This window comes from Amycolatopsis halotolerans (genome assembly GCF_042647905.1).
Lineage (GTDB): Bacteria > Actinomycetota > Actinomycetes > Mycobacteriales > Pseudonocardiaceae > Amycolatopsis > Amycolatopsis halotolerans.
Map to the genome: position 1 here is coordinate 1 of NZ_JBHRWI010000067.1, position 19,000 is coordinate 19,000.

A 19,000-nucleotide genomic window follows, 5' to 3' on the forward strand; every position below is an offset into this window, starting at 1 on the left:
CCAGAGCAGCCTAAGTTCCTGGCATTGGGAATCAGAGTCCCTCAGGGTTCCCCTCACGTCCCGCGCAAAGGGGTTTGCTCGACCAGCGTGGGACGTGCCATGATGGCGGCATGCGTACGCAGCGATTTCTTCGCCCCCGGGGAGTGCCCGGGGGCTGCGCGTGCGCGCCGGGTTCCGCCCGCTGACGTCCGCGTCTCCCCTCGCTGCCCGGGGGTGAAGTCCAGAACTTCACGCTCCGAAGTGAGGAACCCCTTCCCGTGGACACCCTTGACCCATCCTCGGCGCTGCACCGGATCACCGAGCTGACCGAGGCCGCGCTAGCCGATCTCGCCCAGGCCACCACTCCGGCAGCAGTCGCCGCTCTGCGCCGTTCTGTGCTCGGCAAATCCAGCCCGCTCGCCGCCGCACGCCGCGAACTCGGCCGCTACGACCCGGCCTCCCGCAAACAACTCGGCCTCGCGCTTTCCGAGGCACACCAACGCATTACCTCCGCACTCGATGAGCGGCGAACCGCCGAACCAGCACTGGAGCACCCGCTCGACCCCACCGTCCCCGGCCTGCCGCCGCCGACCGCCGGACTGCATCCGGTCACCCAGCTGAGATACGACCTCGACGACGCCTTCCGCGCACTCAACTTCGAGATCGTCGAAGGCCCGGAAATCAGTTCCGTCGAAGTGGAATTCGACCGGCTGAACTTCCCGCCCGACCACCCGGCGCGCGAAAGCATGGACACCTACTGGCTGACCGACGGCCGCTGCCTGCGCCCGCACCTGACCGGCGCGAGCGTCCGGTACCTGAGCACGCACGAACCGCCGATCCGGATCGCTTACCCAGGCCGGGTTTACCGCAACGAAAGCACCGACGCCCGGCACGAACGGGCGTTCTTCCAGTACGAGGTGCTGGTGGTGGACGAGGCCGTCCCGCTCGCCACCGCCCGGTTCCTCGTCGACACCATTCTCGGCACGGTGTTCGGCGAACCGGTGCGGACGCGGATGCGAGCCGGATACTTCCCTTTCGTAGAGCCAGGTTTCGAGATCGACATGGCCTGCCGCGTGTGCACCGGGCGCGGCTGCCGCACCTGCGGACGGACCGGCTGGCTCGAACTCATGCCCGGCGGCAGCCCGCACCCGCACGTCCTGCGCGCCGCCGGACTCGACCCGGCGCGATGGTCCGGCTGCTACCTGAACGTCGGCCTGGACCGGCTGGCGATGATGCGGTACGGCATCGACGACGTCCGGCTGATGCACAGCGCCGACCTCCGCTTCCTCTCCCAATTCTCGTGAAAGGCCCCCGTCGTGAAGATCTCCCGGGACTGGCTGACCGACTACGTGCCGCTGCCCGACTGTTCGCCGGACCAGCTCGCACACGATCTGACCTTGAAGACCGTCGAAGTCGAGGGTTACGACCTCGTCGACGGCGACGTCGTGTTCGAGATCGACAACAAATCGCTCACCAACCGCCCCGACCTGTGGGGACACTACGGAATCGCGCGGGAACTATCCGTCCTCTATGGACTACCTCTGACTCCGCTCCCCCGCGTAGCCCGGCCGCCGAGCACCACCGGAATCGTCAGCTCGGTCGATCCTGCCTGGCACCGGCGGATTCTGGCGGTCCAGTGCACAGTAGACAGTTCAGTGCCGACTCCGCCGTTGATCCGCCACCGGCTCCGCCGAGTCGGCGCACCGAGCCAAAACTTGTGCGCCGACCTGAGTGCCTACGTGATGTACTCCGTCGGCCAGCCCAGCGACGTCCGCAGTTCCGGCGACTCGATCGTGCTGGAAATCCCGACGCTGGTCCCGAGCCGAGCCCGCCGCAGTGCCCGGACCGAAGCTTCGGTGCGGCAAGAGAAAGGCCTGGACACGCAGCGCGTCGACCAGGCCGCCGACCTGTTCCTCCATCTCCTGACCGAAACCGACCCGTCAGCCGTGGCTCTCGGCGAGGAAGACGTCGTCCTCGCCGCCACCCGACGTGCCGAAATCGAGGCAAGCCTGGCCGAGATCGAACGCCGGATCGGCATCCGGCTGCCCCCGGACGAAATCCTCCGCATCCTCCGCGCCCTCGGCTGCACCGCCGAGATCACCGGGGACCAGCTGCGGGTCGTCGCCCCGTCGTGGCGCTCCACCGGCGACCTCTCGCTGCCCGTGGACATCGTCGAGGAGCTGGCCCGCATCCACGGCTACGACGCGCTACCCGCGCGACGACCAGTCGTGGAGCTAACCCCGCGCTCCCGGCTCCCGTTGAGCCGCCAAGTCCGGGAGGTCCTGGCCGCGCGCGGCGGTGCGACGGAGGTGCTGACGTACCCATGGTCCGCCGACCACCTGCTCACCGCCTGCGGTCTCAACGCCGAGCTGACGATCGACCACCCGCCGGCCCCGGACCGCGCCCGGCTGCGCCCGTCGCTGGTCCCGAACCTCCTCGAAGCCGCAGCCGCCAACCTGCGCTATCACGACGAGTTCAGCATCTTCGAAGTCGGCACCGTCTTCCCCGCGACGGAGCGGACCTCCGCCGGAATCCTGCTCGCCGGACCGGACGGAGTCGACTTGTTCCGCCGAGCCAAGGGTTTAGTCGAGCTGATCCGCCGACACTGCCATCTCACCGCGCTGGATCTGTCCGACACACCCGATCTGACCTGGACAGACCCGTCAGCACGACTGGCAATCCACCCGGGCGGCGCGCTGGCGCTGGTCCGGCCGTCCGTGCTCCAGACGGCGGGGATCGACCGGGGCGCGGTCGCGTGCGTCGAACTGGACCTCGACGCGCTGCGCACGCACCCGTCGCGAGAGAACCGCTACGCCCCGGTCGGCGAGCTGCCGGAGTCGGACTTCGACCTGTCCGTCCTCGCCGCCGACACCGTGCCGTGGTCGCTGGTCGCCGACACCGCGGCCCAGGCCCACGACCTGGTGCGGCGGGTGGCCTACGTCGGCGAGTACCGAGGTTCCCGGATTCCGGCGGACCACCGGTCGCTCACCCTGCGGGTCACCCTCCGCCCGCGGTCCGCGACGTTGACCGCGGGCGAAATCGCCGCCGCCCGCTCCACAGTGCTGGCCGCACTCGAGCGGGCGGGGGCGCGGCCGCGGTGAGACTCAGCCGAGACCAGATCGGGCGATGACGTTCGCGATGTTGATCCGGACCGCGGTGAATCCACTGTGGACGAACGAGTCCGCAAGGTCCGCTGCGGACTGATCGGGGTAGTACCGTTCAGCGATCCCCGCCGCGACGCGCTTGATCTGGTCCGGCTCGGCGGAGATCCGCGCTTGTCCTTCGATGGCAACAAAACTGTAGGGCTGCCGCTCGTCGCTGACACAGACCGAGACACGCCCGTCCCGCGCGAGGCTTTTGCCTTTGACGCTCCCCGGCGACAAGGTGAAAGCGAGTTCGTCGCCGTCGAGGACGAAGCAGACCGGAGTGACGTGGGGCCGTCCGTCGGCGCGAGTGAGGGCGAGGTGGGCAAGCCTGGTTCCCTCAGCGAGGAAGGCGCGCCATTCGGTGTCGGTCATGGTGGTCATCGGAGTGTTCCCTTCTCGGTTAACTGATCGTGCTGTCGCTCACGAAGACGTCCAGCGACGGCCTGCTGGGCAAGGGAGAGCAGAATCCCGGCGGCGAAAGCCACTGCGACGCGAGGACAGCGAACGTCGCGCCGAACTGGACCGCCAACCCGATCTGCCCGAGGCTGAGAATGAGGACCGCAATGGCATAACCGGCAATGCTCTGCGTCATGGTGAGCATCAGACGATCGGCAAGCAACACCGGCAGCAACGCGCGCCTCCGGCGACTCCCGATGGAACGCGGCTCCGGCACCGCGGCCACCACTCCCAACGCGGCAGCCAGCATCGCGACGGCGCTCAACCAGAAGAGCAGACCGTATCCGGCGTCGCCCCGGCGGATCCCAAGGCGGCCAACGCGGCACCCGCCGCCGTCGGAATCATCCGGTGTTCCCGCGTCAGATACAGCACCAGCATCGGCTGCACGAACGAGCCGCCCCGCGCGACGAGATGGCAGGCGCCGAGCGCCCACGCGAGGGACGGCAGCCTAGTTCTCTCGGCGGTAATCGCGGTGACTGTCATGGCTTCGACGCTAAGAGCGCCAAGAGATTAAGAAAAGCGATTGTTTACGATCATATCCATCGTGATTCGCGATACATTGAGATCATGGCCGACCTGGACCTGCGCCAGCTGACGACGATGCTCGCGATCGCCGAGGAGGGAACGTTCTCGGCTGCGGCGAACCGGCTGGGCTACACGCAGTCGAGCGTGAGCCAGCACATCGCGGCCCTGGAACGCGCTGTCGGCGGCGCGGTGTTCGACCGTCCGGGCGGTCCGCGTCCGGTGCGGATCACTCCCCTGGGCGCCGTCGTCCTCGAACACGGCCAGGAAGTACTGGCGAAAGCCGACGCACTGGGTCAGGCGGTCGACCGGTTCAAGGCCGGTGAGGGCAGGATCGACGTCGGCGCCCTGCACAGCGTCTCCCACGCGATCCTGCCGACCGTGCTGCGCCTGCTCCGGGAAGAGCGTCCCCGCTGCGAGATCCGGCTCTCGGAACCGGACGAGCCCCGGCTCGGCGAACTCGACCTGCTGTTCTACGACGGGCTCATCAGCGAGGACACGGAACACGTCCTGCTGATGGAAGACCCGTACCTGGTGGTCGCGCCGCCCGGAACCTTGCCGTCCGGCCCGGTGTCCGCACGAAAGCTGGACGGCAAGGCGATGGTGGCCTGGCCCGCGACCTGCGACCAGCCCAGATTGGAACAGTCCCTGGCCGACGCCGGCGCCCGGCCGCGCATCGTGTTCCGGTCCGCGGGCAGCGAAACGATGGTGTCGATGGTGCGCGCCGGAATGGGACTCGCCGTGCTGCCGTGGCTGGCGATCCACCAGGTCGTCTGCCGCGACTGCGGCGCGATCCACGGACCGGAGGGATGGCCGGATCTGCGGGTGCACGAACTCGATCCCGCTCCGGCGCGCGCGATCTACCTGCACTGGCCGCCCGGCCGGGGCGACCAGTCTCCGCTCGCGGCGCGGGCTGTCGAGGTGGCGGTGGAAGTGGCGCGCGAACTGGCTCAGCAGGCCCCGGCAGCCCGGGCCTGACCTGCTCCTCCATCAGACGGCCTCGAGAGCACCACCGAATCGCTCGCCGCGCCCACGCCAGCAGCGGCCCGCCGAACTCGCGCGCGAGCTGCCCCAGCGAGTCGGGACCGGCCGCGCTCCACCGGGTCCTGTCCCGGAATCACCAGGTCGAGGGCACCACTCCGCGCCCTCGACCATTCGGCCTGATCAGGCCACCGTCGCGTCCACCGTGACCTCGATGCTCCCGCCGAGGGCCTTCGAGTACGGGCACGTCTGGTGCGCAGCCGCGGCCAGCGCGTCGGCGGTCTCCTGATCCACCCCCGTCAACTCCAGGTGCAAAGCCGCGCTGAGCCAGAAGTTCGCCTCGTCGTGATGCAGCGTCACATCCGCGACGACCGCCAGGTCCGCCAGCTTCACCTTCCGCTGCGCGGCGGCAATCCGCACCGCGCCCATGAAACACGACGACCAGCCAGCCGCGAGCAACTGCTCCGGGTTCGTCGCGCCGCCGTTGCCTCCCAACTCCTTCGGGATCGCGAATTTCAGGTCGAGCGCGCCGTCGGACGAAACCGCGCGTCCGCCGTTGCGGCCTTCGCCGGTGGTGGTGACGACGGCGGTGTAAGTGGTTTCAGACATGACTTTCCTTTCCAAGGGTTTTCAGAAGGGGTTTTCAGAAGCCGCTGAGGACGGTGCCGGTGAGCGCCGCCAGCGCGCCGAGAATTTCGCGGAACGCCTGGGTGATCGGGTCCATCGGACGTGGCCTTTCGGTAGGCGACCGGGGCGCTGTCCTCCGGTCTCGGCGACGAGAGAACCTTCGCACGCACATTCGTCACCGGTCAAGAAGGTTACGCATTTCTGTGACCCGCTACTCATAACCACCCAGACCGGTTAGACTTCCTTGCATCCTGATTCGTCACCTGTCAGACTGGTGCGCATGGAGCACGCCTTCCCCTGCGGGAACCCGGCACTGGACTTCGTCGGCACGCTGCGGGCCCGCCGCAACGACGAGCCGGCCGAGATGCTGGGGTCGCCGCGCAGCCTGGACGCCTGGTTCCGCGAGTCGGGGGTCACCGGCGGCGACCCGGCGAGCACCGCCGCGGACCTGGCCGGGGCGATCGCCGTCCGGGAGGCGATCTACGCACTGGTCGCCGCCCGGCTCGTCGGCCACGAGTACGATCCGGCGGCGTTGACGCTGGTCAACGAGGCGGCAGCACAGCCGGACGCGGTCCCGCAACTGAGCCGGAACGGACGCCAGGTCCGGGCGACGGCACCGCAGGCGTTGTCGACCGTGGCCCGGGCCGCGGTGACGATCCTGGGCGGGCCGGACGCGGAGCTGCTGAAGGAATGCGGGCGGCCGGAGTGCACGCAGGTTTACCTGGACCATTCGCGCGGGTCACGGCGGGAATGGTGCGCGATGGCTACCTGCGGAAACAAAATGAAGGCGGCGGCTTATCGAGCACGGCAACGGGGAAATCCCCCGCTGACTCCGTCTCGGCAATCCTGAAAGTTCAGCTGGTGAACAATTGGCGCAGCACAGAACGGCTGTCGTCGTCCGCCGCGCGGTAGATCAGCACGCGCTGGTCCGGATTCTCCAGCGGGGCAAGCACTTCGAACCGCACCGTGAGCTCTCCGGCTTCGGGATGCCGCAGCACCTTGAGCCCCCGGCCGTTGATCGCGACGTCCCGCTCCGCCCACCACCGGGCGAATTCCTCGTCCTGGGCAAGGAACTCCGCGATCAGGTCGCTCAACTCCGCGTCGTCCGGATGCGTCGCCCAGGCCGCCCGCAGGTGCGCGATGCCTTGCCGTACCACGGTTTCCCGGTCGGTGTAGAACTTTTGCAGTTCCGGATGACGCAGGCACAGCCACATCGCGTTGCGCTGCGACGGCGGCAGTGTCTCGAAATCCACCAGCAGGCGCGTCATTTCGCGATTCCACGCGAGGATGTCGTAGCGATGGTTCAGCAGCATCGCCGGGAGCGGGGAAAGATCGGCGATCAGCTGCGCCAGCGGTTCCGCCGCGACGGCAGCGGGTTTGTCCGCTGAACGCGGCTGCTGCTGAGCCAAACCGTAGAGGTAAGCGCGCTCGCCAGGGCTCAGCCGCAACGCTCCGGCCAGCGCCTCCACGACTTCCGCCGACGGACGCAGCCCGCGCGCCTGTTCGAGCCGCACGATGTAGTCGATGCTCACGCCGGCCAGTTCGGCGACCTCTTCGCGACGCAAGCCGGGCGTCCGCCGGGCCTGGCGGCGCGCGGGAAGGCCGAACGCGGCCGGGTCGAGGCGTTCGCGGCGGGTCCGCAGGAACACGGCCAGCTCTTCGGTTCGGTCCACAGCGCGAGTCATCGCCGCCGACTCTACCCGAGGGTAGGACCCGCCTTCCCAGGCAAATCCTTCCCTTACCCCGGGCCCGCGACGAGAACAGGCTGGTCAGCGGCACTGGAGCACAAGCACAGGAGGACCCATGCCGCTCACTCTCGACACCTACCGGCTGCTGGGCCGGTCCGGGCTGCGGGTCTCGCCGCTGGCGCTCGGCACGGCGACCTTCGGCACCGAATGGGGCTGGGGCGTGGCCGAGGAGGGCGCGCGCCGGCTGTTCGACCAGTACGTCGAACGCGGCGGCAACTTCATCGACACCGCGCCGACCTACACCGACGGCACCGCCGAGCGCATGCTCGGCACGTTCACCCGCGGCAACCGCGAAAACCTTGTCCTGGCGACGAAGTACACCACCCTGCGCCGCCCCGGCGACCCGAACTCGGGCGGACCGCACCGCAAAAACCTGTTCGCGTCGGTCGAGGCCAGCCTGCGGCGGCTGAACACGGACTACCTCGACCTGCTCTACCTGCACGTCTGGGATTTCACGACGCCGGTCGAGGAAATCCTGCGCGGCATGGACGACCTCGTCCGCCAGGGCAAGATCCACTACGTCGCGATGTCCAGCGTGCCCGCCTGGCAGGTCTCGCGCATGCAAACGGTCGCCGACCTGCGCGGATGGGCGCCCCTGGTCGCGCTGCAGGTCGAGTACAGCCTCGTCGAGCGCACCGGCGAGCGCGACCTGCTCCCGATGGCCCGCGAGATGGGGCTCGGCGTAGTGCCGTTCTCCCCCTTGGGCGGCGGCGTTCTGACCGGCAAGTACACCCGCGCCGACCTGACCGCCGCCGACCCGGTCCCGGGCGAGAGCACGCGCAAGAGCTTCAATCTCGCCGTCGGCGCGGTCACCGAACGCAATCTGGGGATCGCCGACGTCCTGGTCGGCGTCGCCGCGGAGATCGGCTGCACCCCCGCCCAGGCCGGGCTCGCCTGGACGCTGCGGAACCCCGCCGTGACCGCGCCGATCATCGGGGCCCGCACCCCTGAGCAGCTGGAAGACAACCTGGCCGCGCTGACCGTGGAGTTCACCGAGCCCCAGCTGGCCCGGCTCGCCGAAGCCAGCGCGATCCAGCTCGGCATCCCGCACGACCAGCTCGCCAGCGACCATCTCCGCACGGCGACCCGCGGCGACCTGACGATCGAAGACCGGCGCTGACCGGCGGCAGCCCTATTGCCGCCTGCGCGAAATGCCGCGGCCGAGAATACGAAACCACCCCCAGCCCAAGCGAACACCTAACCATCCAGTTCAGCATTGCCGGTCGAATGTGTTCAACCCTCCGGAAGTCGGTGATTCCGAAGACCGGGCAGAATCGCTGCACCGGACCACCTCGATCCGCGGTCTTCCGTGCGCCCGCGCAGTTTCCCGCTGTCCATTATAGACAGCGGGAAACACGCTGGGTGTCCGCGATCCGCGCTCGCGCCACCCGTCCGGCGCAATCTCCGGAAAACCGTTCGGCAAGCACCACAAGAGACAGTGGTCTTGCTTGACAACGTTGACGGATAACGGCCGCTCCGCCTTTCTTTGCCAGCTGTTGACCTTTCCCGCGCCCCGGGCGTATGGTCTAGACCAAGAAGCCCACCCCCTTCGCTCGAACCTCCCGCGGGCCGGCTCCCGGAAAGCCGGTGCGTCGCTTTGTCGTACCCGCACAAGGAAACGAGCATTCCCCGAAGGAGATGTCCATGAAAGCGAACCGGAAACTCGTCGCCGCCGCGGTCGGCACGGCGATCGCCCCGGTGCTCGTGCTGATCAGCCCGGCAGGCATCGCCAGCGCGCACGGGTACGTCAACGCGCCGGCGAGCCGGCAGGCCCAGTGCGCGCAAGGAGTCGTTTCCTGCGGCCAGATCAAGTACGAACCGCAGAGCGTCGAAGGACCGAAGGGCCTGCACAGCTGCAGCGGCGGCAACGCCCAGTTCGCCGAACTGAACGACAACAACAAGGGCTGGAAGGCGTCGCCGGTCGGCTCCTCGGTGGCCTTCACCTGGAAGTTCACCGCCCGGCACCGCACGTCCACCTACGAGTACTGGATCGGCAACGACAAGATCGCCACGGTGGACGGCGGCGGCCAGCAGCCCCCGGCGACGGTCACCCACAACGTGAACCTCAAGGGGCACACCGGAAGGCAGACGGTGCTCGCCGTCTGGAACATCGCGGACACCGCGAACGCCTTCTACGCCTGCATCGATCTGCAGGTCAGCTGACCCGGACGGTCCACAACAGACACTGAGGCGCGGGCCGTGGCGGCGGCCCGTGCCTCAGTGCGCGTCCGCGGCTTTTTCCGGGAATGACAAAACCGGCCAGTTTCCCCCGCATTCGTTGACCCCGTCTCCCGGCCGTGGCTAGCGTGCCGGTCACCGGAAAGGGCACGACTCCAGGAGGCGGTTTTCCTTGATTTCCCGGCGGGCATTCCTCGGCGCATCCGCGGCAGCCGCGACATTTCCCCTTTGGAATGCCGCGTTCGCCTCCGCGACCACCCCCGACACCGCGAAGGTCGCGTTCAACGACCAATCCGGCGCCAGTCAGACGTACGCGTACATCACCGGCACGACGCTGGACAACCGGCTCGTCATCCTGAAAGCCGACGGCACGCCTTATTACCCGCCGTCCCCGGGCAGCGACCACACCCCGCTCGGCGAGGACTGCGCGATCCCGCTGAAGTCGCTTTCCCAGGTCACCGTCCCGAAAATGTACGCGGCCCGGATCTATGTCGTCCTCGACGGCAAACTGGACTTCTTCGTCAACCAGGGCCCGGCGCTCGTGCATCCGAGCTTCCTCGCCGCCGACGACCCGAATTACGGCCGGAACTGGTCGTTCTGCGAATTCACCTTCAACAACGACGTGCTGTTCGCCAACATCAGCTACGTCGACTTCGTCGCGATCCCGATCGGCCTGCACCTCACCACGACCGGCTCCGGCGACCAGACCGTGCCCGGGCTGCCGGCCCGCTCGCTCGACCCGATCTGCGACGCGCTCAACGCCCAGGGCGGCAAATGGGGCACGCTCATCGAGACCGGCGGCGACGGAAAGCCGTTGCGCGCCCTGTCCGCGCATTACCGCGCCGACCAATTCGGCGGATACCTCGACGGCTACATCGACGAGGTGTGGAAGAAATACGCCAGTGAGACGCTCACCGTCGACACCCAGGTGCCCGGCCTCGGCGCGTTTACCGGCCAGGTCGGCTCCGACGGCGTGCTCGCCTTCAACAACGGCGAACGATTCGACAAACCCGCCACGCCGGACGTCTGGAGCTGCGACAGCGGCCCGTTCGCCATCAAACAAGGCGACAGCGACGCCCGCAAGGCGATCATCCCCCGACTGGCAGCGGCGTTGAACCGCACTACCTTGCGCGACAACCCGAAACAGCCGACCGGCGAGGACCCCGCGAAGTTCTATCAGAACCCGGAAACCAACCACTACGCACGGATCGTGCACAGCAAACTCCCGGACAACCGAGGCTATGCGTTCCCGTACGACGACGTCTCCCCCGGCCCGGATTTCAGCGGCGCAGTCCAAGCGGGCGACCCGGACACGCTCACCATCACGGTAAACGCCTTGCGCTGAGCCAAAGACGCGCCGCGGTCCATTGAGGACCGCGGCGTCGTCATCCGGTGAGATCGCCTTCCCGCTCGTTCTTCGCCGCGTAAAAGGCCAGCTTCTCCTCGTCGACTTCCACCCCGAGCCCCGGCCCGGTCGGCACCTGCAACCGGCCGCCGGAAAGCCGAAGCGGTGCCACAATGTCGTCGGCATGCAGGTAGTACATGCTGTCGATCGCCCGCGACAGCACCGGCGTGCTGGCCACCACCGCCAGATGCGCGGCGGTGGCGATACCGAGTTCGCCGCCGCTGTGCAGATTCATCCCGAGCCCGAACGTCTCGCAATGCGCGGCAAGCGCCTTCGTCGCCGCGATACCGCCCCATTTGTAGACGTCACCGTGGATCACGTCGACCGCACCGAGCCGCACCGCCGGCGCGAACTCCTCGAACCGGACCACGCACATGTTGGTGCACAACGGAATCCGCACCTTCGCACGCACCTGGCTCATTCCCTCGATCCCCGCGCACGGGTCTTCGAGATACTCGAGATCCAGCTCTTCCAGCGCAATCCCGGCGCGAATCGAATCGGGAACTGACCACGCGGCATTAGGATCGACCCGCAGCTCGACGTCCGGCAGTGCGCTCCGCAGCGCCCGCATGATCCGGACATCGCCGCGAACGTCCCGGGTGCCTTTCAGTTTCACCGCCGAGAATCCGCCCTCGGCAACCACTCTCGCCGCGTGTCCGGCCAATCCCTGCGCGAGTTCCTCGCCTTCCGCACCGGGCGCCTCCGCACGCGTGATCAACGCGGTGATCGGCACCTCGGTCCGCACCGCCCCGCCGAGCAGATCGGTCACGGACTGCCCAGTGACGCGTCCGATCAAGTCCCAGCACGCGACGTCCAGCCCGGCCAGCGCCGCATAACCCAGGTAGCCGTGGAAAAACGGCACCATGTGCTGCCGCCGATGGAACGCTTCGAGCGCGAACGGGCTTGTCCCGATCAGTTCCGCGCCCAGTTTTCGCGTCAGCTCCGCGACCGGACGCCCCCACATCGTCTCGCCCCAGCCCTCGGCGCCGGTGTCCGTGCGCAGCCGCACCACCGTCCGGGTTTCGCCGGTCTTGGTCTCGAACGAACTGGTGAACGGATTCGTCAGCGGCAGATTCACGACCCACACGGCAATGTCAGTGATCTTCATGCGCGCGACCCCAGCGCCGCCGACACGACGCGGCGAATCGGTTCCAGTTCGACGTTTTCCACCGCCGCCTCCGCCCCGGGCATTTCCTCGATCGCGGGCTCAGCCTTCAACAACACCCGAAACACCCGCGGCAATACCGTCCGACCGACCAGATCCTCCGCGAGCGCCGCTGCCTCCGGAGTGTCCATTTTGTACTGTGCAGCAAGATAGTCGGCGAGCCGCGCGTACATCACCGCGAACATCGCCTCGTAATACGCATTCGCACTGTCCGGCAACCGCTCGGCGGCCGAGATGCAGAGCCGACACGTCCGCGCCTGCGGCTCCCAGGTCAGCAACTGCTGGAACCGGCCGCAGAACAGCGCGACCGCCTCGGCCGGGTCGTCCGCGTAGACGTCCGGCGTCATGAGCTTGCCGAGGTAGAGCTCGCGGACCAGGTCGAGCACCGCGAGGAACAGCTTGTCCTTGCTCTCGAAGTGCGCGTACAGCGACCGCTTCGACGTCCCCGCGCTGGCCGCGACCGCGTCCATCGACGCGCGCTCGAACCCGGTCTCGAGGAACACGTTCTTCGCCGCCAGCAGGATGTGCCTGCGCAACTCCGCACCCCGCAGCTGCGAACCGCCTTCACGCGCCATCTTGCCTCCGCCAAAAGTAAACGGTACGGTGGAGTTTACTTACTTCTCCACCTCTCCGACAGTCTCCTGGAGTGCCCGCATGATCGTCGTCACCGCCCCCACCGGCAACATCGGCAGCCGCGTTCTCGCCGAGGTCGCCGACGGTTCGCGCCCCGTCCGCGCGATCGTCCGCGACCCGGCGAAACTGCCCGCTGACCTGCGGGAACGCATCGAAGTCCACCAGGGTTCGCACAGCGATCCCGAGGTACTCGCCCGAGCCTTCGACGGCGCGGACACCGTGTTCTGGCTCATCCCGCCCGACCGGCGGGCCGCCAGCGCCGACGAGGCCTACTCCGGCTTCGCCCGCCCTGCCGTCGAGGCGATCCGCGCCCACGGCGTCCGCCGGGTCGTGTCGGTCAGCGCGCTCGGGCGCGGCACCGCCTTCGCCGAACGGGCCGGGCACGTCACCGCCACCCTGGCGATGGACGACCTCATCGCCGGCACCGGCGTCGCCTTCCGCGCACTGGCGAATCCGACCTTTATGGACAATCTGCTGCGCCAAACCGCGGTGATCAAGGAACAAGGCACGTTCTACGACATCCTGCCGCCGGACTACGCCGCACCGACCGCCTGCACTCGCGACATCGCCGCGGTCGCGTCCCGGCTGCTGATCGATCCTTTGTGGACTGGCCGCGAAGAGGTCCCGATCCTCGGCCCGGAAGACCTGTCGCTGAACCAGGAGGCCGAGATCATGAGCGATGTACTGGGGATTTCGGTTAAGTACCAGCAGGTTCCGGTCCCGGCGCTGGGCGAGCAGGTCCGCGCGAGCGGTCTCTCCGAAGCGATGGCACAGTCCATGATGGACATGATGACCGCGAAGCTGAACCACCTGGACGAGGGCGTCGTCCGCACCCCGCAGCACGCCGTCGAGGCCCCGACGACTTTCCGCCAGTGGTGCGAAGAAGTCCTCAAGCCCGCGGTAGACAAGGCCTGATCTTATCGGCCGCTGTGCGCCAGTCCGGTCAGGATGTGGTCCAGACCGCGGCGGAACGCTCGCTCATAGCGATCGTCGGCGTGCGGCGCTTCCGCTTCGACCATGATCCGGCTCAGGTGCGGGTAATTCCCGCTGCCGATGATCGATTCGCCGTACTGCGCCTGCACCGCCAGCCACTTCGGCATGTCCACTCCGGACCGGCGCGCCGTTTCCTGTTCGGCCAGTTCGTCGAGGACGTGGCCGCGGACAAAGGTCAGCACTGTGCCGACCTGGGCCAAGACCTCGTCCGCGGCCAGGTCCAGCACGTCCACCGTCGCGTACGCCGCGTCCAGCCACGCCAGGCTGTTCGGCCCCAGCGCCGGACGGGCGGCGGGCAACGCGGCCAGCCACGGATGCCGCACCACCAAGGCGCGATACTCGCAAGCGACCACCCTCAGGTCCGCCTGCCAGTCACCGGTCGGCGCTGGCGGCTCGTGCTCCCCGAAGGCGGCGTCGACCATCAAGTCGAACAGCTCGTCCTTCGTGGCGATGTAGCGGTACAACGTGGTCGTGCCGCTGCCCAGCTCGCTGGCGACCCGGCGCAGGGACACCGCTTCGAGGCCCTCCGCGTCCGCGACCCGGATGGCCGCGGCCGCGAGGTCGGCCCGGCTGTAGGCCGGACGCGGTCCCCGCGCGCCGCGTTCCGGCCGCAGCCAGATCGGCGGGCGCGCCTCGGCCGCGGGCGCTGCGTCGTCAACCATGGACCGCATTATTGCGAACGCTGTACGCGGTTAGCTAGAGTGGTCTTTATGCGAACACTGTGCCCGGGTAATCGGGAAGACCGGTGACCGGGTACCGCACCGGGTCGGTCGCCTCCGCCGACGGAACGGTCATCGGATACCGCCAGCTGGGCAGCGGTCCGGCGGTACTGCTCGTGCACGGAGGCATGCAGGCGGCGCAGCACCTGATGAAGCTCGCGACCGCGCTGTCGACCGAATTCACCGTCTGCGTGCCCGACCGCCGCGGCCGAGGACTCAGCGGACCGCACGGCACTGATTACGGGACGGCTCGGGAAACAGAAGACCTGCACGCGCTAGTCGAGAAGACCGGCGCGGCACAGGTTTTCGGCCTGAGTTCAGGAGCACTCATCACGCTGCGAAGCGCCCTCTCCATCCCCGAGATCAGCGCGGTCGCCCTGTATGAACCACCGCTGTCCGTCAACGGCTCCGTGCCGTTGGCGTGGCTCCCGCGTTTCGAACGCGAGGTCGCCCGCGGACAGCTCGCTTCCGCCCTGGCAACGGCCTTAAAGGGATTGGCGGTCGAGCCGACGCTCGACCGGATCCCGCGCTTCGCGCTCGTGCCCTTCATGGCGATCGGCGCACGCCTGCACCACAGCGGATCTGATGCGGACGTGCCGATCCCCGCACTCGTCCCGACTCAGCGCTTCGACATGCGACTAGTCGAGGAATCGGCCGACACCGCACCGGATTACGCACACCTCAGTCCGCGAGTTCTGTTGCTGGGCGGTGCCAAAAGCCCCGCATACCTCCGGACCGCACTGGACGAACTGTCCGCCGCCATCCCGCACACACAACGAATCACGTTCTCCGGCCTCGGACATTCCGGCCCGGACGACGACGGCGACCCCGACCGGGTCGCCGAAGCCCTGCGCGCCTTCTTCACCACCTGAGCAACACCGTCAATGGCACTCAGTGCACTTCACTAGCCGCCCGGCAAGCAGGTCACCGAGACTCGGCCTCGCGCAACGCGGCGCCGATCCTGGTCACCACCTCGTGCAACGGCGTCGCAGTGCTGAGCACCGCCACCACCGTCCCCGGCTCCGCCTCGTCTGAGGACTTCCCGCCAGACGTCCGGAACGCATCCGCGACCAGGGTGAACGCCTCCGTCGCCGCAGCCGCGATGTCGTCGCGCCCGCCGCTGCGCAGCCAGCGCCGCAAGACGTGGTTGTTAGCCGCCGCGATCGCCGCCGCGGCCACCGCGGCCCGGAGCGTCGCCGCCTCGTCGCCAGCCGCGGCGAACCGGTCCTGGAGGTAACGGGCGAGGACACGCTGGTAACGGTCAACCGTCGCGACTTCCTTGTCCCGCAACGACGGCACCGTGCGCGTGAGACTGAACCGCTTGAGCGAGACGTCCAGTTCCGCCGCGTAAGACTCCAGCACGAGCGACACCGCGGCGGTCGCCACCTCGATCGGATCGCGCCCCGGGTCGGCGGTCTCGAAGACCTGCTCCATCTCGGCGACGATCTCGTCGTGGTTGGCGAAAAGGACGTCGTCCTTGCTGTCGAAGTACCGGAAAAACGTCCGCCGCCCGACGCCCGCGGCCGCGGCGATGTCGTCGATGGTCGTCGCCTCGTACCCGTTGGCCGCGAAGAGATCCACGGCCGCCGTAGCAAGCGCGCGCCGCAACTGCCGCCGCCCGGCCGGCGTGGCCCCGACCCTGGTGCGCGGCGTCTCCGTCATCCCCGAACGGTAGCAGCCCGGGTTGCTAGTGGCACTGAGTGCCGTTAACATGGGTCGCGCACCCCATGCGAGCGGAAGGCGTCGACGATGACACTCGACCAGCAACTGCGGCCCGACCACCACACCGGCCCAGACCCGGCAGACGCCTATTACGGCGGGGTGTTCGGCTGGTCAGTCCGCCGTCAGGGCGCGCGCCTGTTCCTGGCCCTGGAAAACGGCCTGTGCGCAGTCACCCTGCCGAAACTCACGTCAGGCCCCGTGCTCACCCACCTGGCCGCCCTGGGCTGCGACAGCCCGTCCCTGATCCTCCCCACCCAACACGGCCCGCGCCTGGCAATCCTGGCCGAAACCGACGGCGAACTCCTCCTGCGAGGCACCCTGCCCGCAGACGTCACCGTCCTGGACAGCGGCGCGCTCCTCCCCCTGCCGATCGGACAGCAAACCCCCGGCATGGGCCCCGAGTGGCTCACCGCCCCCGACCCGAGGCACCGCTGGCTGCCGAGCGTGAGCGCGGTACTGGCCGGAGTGCGCCAGCGCCCCTGATTCCCTTGCCCGCCTGGGCTGCACACGCCTTTCACGCTCACCGCACCACCTCGGCGCGCCTTCCACGGACACCGGTTCCCGCGAGGTGCCTTTCCCACGAGTGGCCCCTTCACGGACTCTGGAACCTAAGCGCCGCAAGGATCGCCGCACAGACCACACCTCCGCGCGAGTTCGCCCCATCTCGCGCATAGCCAGCGTTCCGTGAGGGGAACCCTCACGGACTCTGAGTCCCTCAGGGTTCCCCTCACGACCCGCCGAAGTCCCTGAGGGGAACCTTCACGGACTTCGGCGCTTGGCCGCTGTTCCGTTAGGGACGCCTTCAGGGACGCGGATTCCCTCAAGGGCCCCTTCACGGACCACCCACCACTTGCCGCGCTGCACCCAACGCCACATTCGGTGCCTCCCACGCACCCAACGCGGCATTCGGTGCATCCCACGCACCCAATGTGGCATTCGGTGCATCCCACGCACCCAACGCGGCATTCGGTGCATCCCACGCACCCAATGTGGCATTCGGTGCATCCCACGCACCCAATGTGGCATTCGGTGCCTCCCACGCACCCAGCGCCACATTGGGGCGCAAGCCCCCACCACCCACCCAACCGGCACCCGCGAACCCAACCCCACCAGACTCAAAGCCCCGCGCCACCTACTCAACCGCAGCAGACGCACCCACCGAACCAAGCACCCACCCCGCCCCCGCACCCCGATACGAAGCCAAAAACGCGGCGCGGGGGTGCTTGTCAAGGCATCTTTCCCGCCTTGACAAGCACCCCCGCGCCGTAGTCACAATCAAGCTTCGGGGTGGTGGCCCCACCACGGGCGCAATGTCGCCGCCAGGCGACGAGCCGAACCCCGAACCGTCACGCAAAAACCCCGCCCACCACAGCCGAAGCCTCCCCCACCATCTCGTCCACCTCAGCCACGAGCGCCTCAATCTCCCCCCACCACCGCACATCCCGCCCAGCATCCGGAATCAGCGAAGTCCCCACCAGCAACAGCAACGTGTCGATCTCAAAAGCCCGATCAGCCAACCGCAACAACGGCACCGGATCCCCGCCCACACCCCCGGCGGCGAACCGGCAAGCCGCATGCCCCAACCCCCGGCACACCGTCCGCAGCCGCTCCCGCACCTCATCCGCCCGCGGATCCGCCCTCGGCCCGCCAGTCCGGATATTCCACGCCACCGAAAGCAAACAGCGCCCGGCATCGTCCATCGACGTGTTCATCACCGGGCGAGTCTGGAAGCACCATCCCCGCGACGGGTGACCCGACACGCAAGGCTCACCGCATCGAGTGAAGCAACCGCACCGTCGCGTCAAGCGGCAGCCGGTCGTCCGCGGCACGCGCGAGAAAGTCCTTGATCCGCTGCCCGTCCGGCGTCAACGAATCGACGTCGTTGACCTCCGCACTGGCCGCCTCCAACGTCCCGAGCCCGGCATTGTGGTGCGCGTCCCGAACCGCGTTCCGCAGCACCGCCAACTCCGCGGTCGACGGCCCCCGCTTCTCCGCCCGCAACCGCTCCACAATCCGAAGCACCTGCGGCGAATGCGCGGCCAGCGACTGCCGCCCAGCGAACGACGCCACCATCCGCGGCGTCGCGCGCGTCTCGGCAGGCGGCGGTGGCACCTCGACCGCCTCGCCCACCACTCGCAGACTCTCCAACGCCGCGGCACGCCGACGTTCACTCTCGCGCACGCGCGCGAGCGGATCCTTCCGCCGGGACGACGCGATCGTGCGAGCCTCGGCCCGGGCCTGCTCCCCCGCGTCGGTCAACCGCGAACGCCGTTGATACGTGCCCTCGTCAGCCGCTTGCTTGCGCCGGTTCGCGAGCCAGGCCTCGAAGGTCTGCCCACGCCGAGGCGGTTCGCGCACCTCGGTCAGGTCCGCGGCGGCGGACTCGTCGACGAACCAGCCCTTCATCCGCGAGCGCAGGAAGTCCCCCGGCTTTTCGCTGGCCCGGCGCGGCCGCTGGCGCGTCCCGTCCGGCAGCGCGCTCATCGCGATCAGCAGCGCGTCCGGGCAGTATCCGTTGGAGTACCAGAATTCCAGCTGCCGCTCGACGTCGTCGCGTTCCTCCCGCGTCAGCCGCTCGGACACCCAGCCCATGCGGCGGACGAGCACGCCCGTCGCCTGCGAACGTTCGCGCGCGTCGGCGGGCACGACCGTCGCCGGCCACTCCTGATCCGCGATCCGCACCACGCCACACCTCCCTAGCCAGCGACGCCTACGTTAGCCCGCCC

Annotated in this window: 21 protein-coding genes; 10 read left to right on the plus strand and 11 right to left on the minus strand. The window is 68.4% G+C overall.

The annotated features are described in order from the left end of the window. Positions 1 to 257: 257 nt before the first annotated feature. The gene (locus ACFORO_RS41190; protein ID WP_377875530.1) at positions 258 to 1,283 is read left to right on the plus strand and encodes a phenylalanine--tRNA ligase subunit alpha; all 1,026 of its coding nucleotides are present in this window, start codon (positions 258 to 260) and stop codon (positions 1,281 to 1,283) included. Between the two features lie 12 nt (positions 1,284 to 1,295). Beyond that, complete coding sequence (locus ACFORO_RS41195; RefSeq protein WP_377875532.1) at positions 1,296 to 3,080, plus strand: phenylalanine--tRNA ligase subunit beta-related protein; 1,785 nt, start codon at positions 1,296 to 1,298, stop codon at positions 3,078 to 3,080. A 3-nt stretch (positions 3,081 to 3,083) separates the two neighbouring features. Here the strand turns inward: ACFORO_RS41195 and ACFORO_RS41200 are convergent, their stop codons facing one another. The 3 genes from ACFORO_RS41200 to ACFORO_RS41210 are packed head-to-tail and all read right to left on the minus strand — an operon-like array spanning position 3,084 to position 4,064. Then, positions 3,084 to 3,506: a PPOX class F420-dependent oxidoreductase gene (locus ACFORO_RS41200; RefSeq protein ID WP_377875534.1), complete on the minus strand. Its 423-nt coding sequence runs from the start codon at positions 3,504 to 3,506 to the stop codon at positions 3,084 to 3,086. Positions 3,507 to 3,525: 19 nt separating this feature from the next. Beyond that, complete coding sequence (locus ACFORO_RS41205) at positions 3,526 to 3,846, minus strand: hypothetical protein (protein WP_377875536.1); 321 nt, start codon at positions 3,844 to 3,846, stop codon at positions 3,526 to 3,528. Beyond that, entirely contained in the window at positions 3,843 to 4,064 is a 222-nt protein-coding gene (locus ACFORO_RS41210) for a hypothetical protein (protein ID WP_377875538.1), read from the minus strand. Before ACFORO_RS41210 ends, ACFORO_RS41205 begins: the two co-directional genes overlap by 4 nt. 84 nt (positions 4,065 to 4,148) lie before the next feature. Here ACFORO_RS41210 and ACFORO_RS41215 point away from each other — a divergent pair, with 84 nt between their 5' ends. Continuing rightward, complete coding sequence (locus ACFORO_RS41215) at positions 4,149 to 5,081, plus strand: LysR family transcriptional regulator (RefSeq protein WP_377875540.1); 933 nt, start codon at positions 4,149 to 4,151, stop codon at positions 5,079 to 5,081. 186 nt (positions 5,082 to 5,267) lie between these two features. Here ACFORO_RS41215 and ACFORO_RS41220 read toward each other — a convergent pair whose 3' ends face one another. Continuing rightward, positions 5,268 to 5,693: an Ohr family peroxiredoxin gene (locus tag ACFORO_RS41220; RefSeq protein WP_344279200.1), complete on the minus strand. Its 426-nt coding sequence runs from the start codon at positions 5,691 to 5,693 to the stop codon at positions 5,268 to 5,270. Between the two features lie 298 nt (positions 5,694 to 5,991). Between ACFORO_RS41220 and ACFORO_RS41225 the strand changes: the two genes are divergently transcribed. Then, positions 5,992 to 6,561 carry a CGNR zinc finger domain-containing protein gene (locus tag ACFORO_RS41225; protein WP_377875543.1) on the plus strand — a complete coding sequence of 190 codons (570 nt, stop codon included), beginning with the start codon at positions 5,992 to 5,994 and terminating at the stop codon, positions 6,559 to 6,561. 4 nt (positions 6,562 to 6,565) lie between these two features. Here ACFORO_RS41225 and ACFORO_RS41230 read toward each other — a convergent pair whose 3' ends face one another. Beyond that, positions 6,566 to 7,396: a helix-turn-helix transcriptional regulator gene (locus ACFORO_RS41230; RefSeq protein ID WP_377875545.1), complete on the minus strand. Its 831-nt coding sequence runs from the start codon at positions 7,394 to 7,396 to the stop codon at positions 6,566 to 6,568. 118 nt (positions 7,397 to 7,514) lie between these two features. Between ACFORO_RS41230 and ACFORO_RS41235 the strand changes: the two genes are divergently transcribed. The 3 genes from ACFORO_RS41235 to ACFORO_RS41245 all read left to right on the plus strand — a co-directional run bounded on the left by ACFORO_RS41235 (position 7,515) and on the right by ACFORO_RS41245 (position 10,982). Next, positions 7,515 to 8,579, plus strand: coding sequence for an aldo/keto reductase (locus ACFORO_RS41235; RefSeq protein WP_377875547.1), 1,065 nt, complete (start codon positions 7,515 to 7,517; stop codon positions 8,577 to 8,579). 524 nt (positions 8,580 to 9,103) lie between these two features. After that, entirely contained in the window at positions 9,104 to 9,622 is a 519-nt protein-coding gene (locus ACFORO_RS41240) for a lytic polysaccharide monooxygenase auxiliary activity family 9 protein (protein ID WP_354749938.1), read from the plus strand. A 187-nt stretch (positions 9,623 to 9,809) separates the two neighbouring features. Next, positions 9,810 to 10,982 (plus strand): glycoside hydrolase family 64 protein, encoded by a 1,173-nt coding sequence (locus tag ACFORO_RS41245; protein ID WP_377875549.1) that lies wholly within the window; start codon positions 9,810 to 9,812, stop codon positions 10,980 to 10,982. Positions 10,983 to 11,022: 40 nt separating this feature from the next. Here ACFORO_RS41245 and ACFORO_RS41250 read toward each other — a convergent pair whose 3' ends face one another. Both ACFORO_RS41250 and ACFORO_RS41255 read right to left on the minus strand, forming a co-directional pair. Next, positions 11,023 to 12,150 carry a mandelate racemase/muconate lactonizing enzyme family protein gene (locus ACFORO_RS41250; RefSeq protein WP_377875551.1) on the minus strand — a complete coding sequence of 376 codons (1,128 nt, stop codon included), beginning with the start codon at positions 12,148 to 12,150 and terminating at the stop codon, positions 11,023 to 11,025. Then, complete coding sequence (locus ACFORO_RS41255) at positions 12,147 to 12,782, minus strand: TetR/AcrR family transcriptional regulator (RefSeq protein ID WP_354749942.1); 636 nt, start codon at positions 12,780 to 12,782, stop codon at positions 12,147 to 12,149. The genes ACFORO_RS41250 and ACFORO_RS41255 overlap by 4 nt, the downstream gene beginning before the upstream one ends. Before the next feature lie 79 nt (positions 12,783 to 12,861). Here ACFORO_RS41255 and ACFORO_RS41260 point away from each other — a divergent pair, with 79 nt between their 5' ends. Next, positions 12,862 to 13,755: an NAD(P)H-binding protein gene (locus tag ACFORO_RS41260; protein WP_377875554.1), complete on the plus strand. Its 894-nt coding sequence runs from the start codon at positions 12,862 to 12,864 to the stop codon at positions 13,753 to 13,755. A 2-nt stretch (positions 13,756 to 13,757) separates the two neighbouring features. Here the strand turns inward: ACFORO_RS41260 and ACFORO_RS41265 are convergent, their stop codons facing one another. Further along, positions 13,758 to 14,495: a TetR/AcrR family transcriptional regulator C-terminal domain-containing protein gene (locus ACFORO_RS41265; RefSeq protein WP_377875556.1), complete on the minus strand. Its 738-nt coding sequence runs from the start codon at positions 14,493 to 14,495 to the stop codon at positions 13,758 to 13,760. Between the two features lie 83 nt (positions 14,496 to 14,578). On the opposite strand from ACFORO_RS41265, the gene ACFORO_RS41270 reads away from it, so the two are divergent. Next, on the plus strand, positions 14,579 to 15,424 hold the full coding sequence (locus ACFORO_RS41270) for an alpha/beta fold hydrolase (RefSeq protein ID WP_377875558.1): 846 nt from the start codon (positions 14,579 to 14,581) through the stop codon (positions 15,422 to 15,424). A 52-nt stretch (positions 15,425 to 15,476) separates the two neighbouring features. Here the strand turns inward: ACFORO_RS41270 and ACFORO_RS41275 are convergent, their stop codons facing one another. Further along, complete coding sequence (locus ACFORO_RS41275; protein WP_377875560.1) at positions 15,477 to 16,214, minus strand: TetR family transcriptional regulator; 738 nt, start codon at positions 16,212 to 16,214, stop codon at positions 15,477 to 15,479. An 87-nt stretch (positions 16,215 to 16,301) separates the two neighbouring features. Between ACFORO_RS41275 and ACFORO_RS41280 the strand changes: the two genes are divergently transcribed. Beyond that, positions 16,302 to 16,757 carry a hypothetical protein gene (locus ACFORO_RS41280; RefSeq protein WP_354749952.1) on the plus strand — a complete coding sequence of 152 codons (456 nt, stop codon included), beginning with the start codon at positions 16,302 to 16,304 and terminating at the stop codon, positions 16,755 to 16,757. Between the two features lie 863 nt (positions 16,758 to 17,620). On the opposite strand, the gene ACFORO_RS41285 is transcribed toward ACFORO_RS41280, so the two are convergent. Both ACFORO_RS41285 and ACFORO_RS41290 read right to left on the minus strand, forming a co-directional pair. After that, positions 17,621 to 17,986: a hypothetical protein gene (locus ACFORO_RS41285; protein ID WP_377875589.1), complete on the minus strand. Its 366-nt coding sequence runs from the start codon at positions 17,984 to 17,986 to the stop codon at positions 17,621 to 17,623. A gap of 55 nt (positions 17,987 to 18,041) precedes the next feature. Further along, positions 18,042 to 18,959, minus strand: a complete 918-nt coding sequence (locus ACFORO_RS41290) for a hypothetical protein (protein ID WP_377875562.1) — start codon at positions 18,957 to 18,959, stop codon at positions 18,042 to 18,044. Positions 18,960 to 19,000: the final 41 nt, after the last annotated feature.

Bases quoted from the DNA above. Each gene is read 5' to 3' on its own strand.
- ACFORO_RS41200 (WP_377875534.1), bottom strand. From the start codon at position 3,506: ATGACCACCATGACCGACACCGAATGGCGCGCCTTCCTCGCTGAGGGA.
- ACFORO_RS41210 (WP_377875538.1), bottom strand. From the start codon at position 4,064: ATGACAGTCACCGCGATTACCGCCGAGAGAACTAGGCTGCCGTCCCTC.
- ACFORO_RS41215 (WP_377875540.1), top strand. From the start codon at position 4,149: ATGGCCGACCTGGACCTGCGCCAGCTGACGACGATGCTCGCGATCGCC.
- ACFORO_RS41220 (WP_344279200.1), bottom strand. From the start codon at position 5,693: ATGTCTGAAACCACTTACACCGCCGTCGTCACCACCACCGGCGAAGGC.
- ACFORO_RS41225 (WP_377875543.1), top strand. From the start codon at position 5,992: ATGGAGCACGCCTTCCCCTGCGGGAACCCGGCACTGGACTTCGTCGGC.
- ACFORO_RS41230 (WP_377875545.1), bottom strand. From the start codon at position 7,396: ATGACTCGCGCTGTGGACCGAACCGAAGAGCTGGCCGTGTTCCTGCGG.
- ACFORO_RS41235 (WP_377875547.1), top strand. From the start codon at position 7,515: ATGCCGCTCACTCTCGACACCTACCGGCTGCTGGGCCGGTCCGGGCTG.
- ACFORO_RS41240 (WP_354749938.1), top strand. From the start codon at position 9,104: ATGAAAGCGAACCGGAAACTCGTCGCCGCCGCGGTCGGCACGGCGATC.
- ACFORO_RS41250 (WP_377875551.1), bottom strand. From the start codon at position 12,150: ATGAAGATCACTGACATTGCCGTGTGGGTCGTGAATCTGCCGCTGACG.
- ACFORO_RS41255 (WP_354749942.1), bottom strand. From the start codon at position 12,782: ATGGCGCGTGAAGGCGGTTCGCAGCTGCGGGGTGCGGAGTTGCGCAGG.
- ACFORO_RS41260 (WP_377875554.1), top strand. From the start codon at position 12,862: ATGATCGTCGTCACCGCCCCCACCGGCAACATCGGCAGCCGCGTTCTC.
- ACFORO_RS41265 (WP_377875556.1), bottom strand. From the start codon at position 14,495: ATGGTTGACGACGCAGCGCCCGCGGCCGAGGCGCGCCCGCCGATCTGG.
- ACFORO_RS41275 (WP_377875560.1), bottom strand. From the start codon at position 16,214: ATGACGGAGACGCCGCGCACCAGGGTCGGGGCCACGCCGGCCGGGCGG.
- ACFORO_RS41280 (WP_354749952.1), top strand. From the start codon at position 16,302: ATGACACTCGACCAGCAACTGCGGCCCGACCACCACACCGGCCCAGAC.
- ACFORO_RS41285 (WP_377875589.1), bottom strand. From the start codon at position 17,986: ATGAACACGTCGATGGACGATGCCGGGCGCTGTTTGCTTTCGGTGGCG.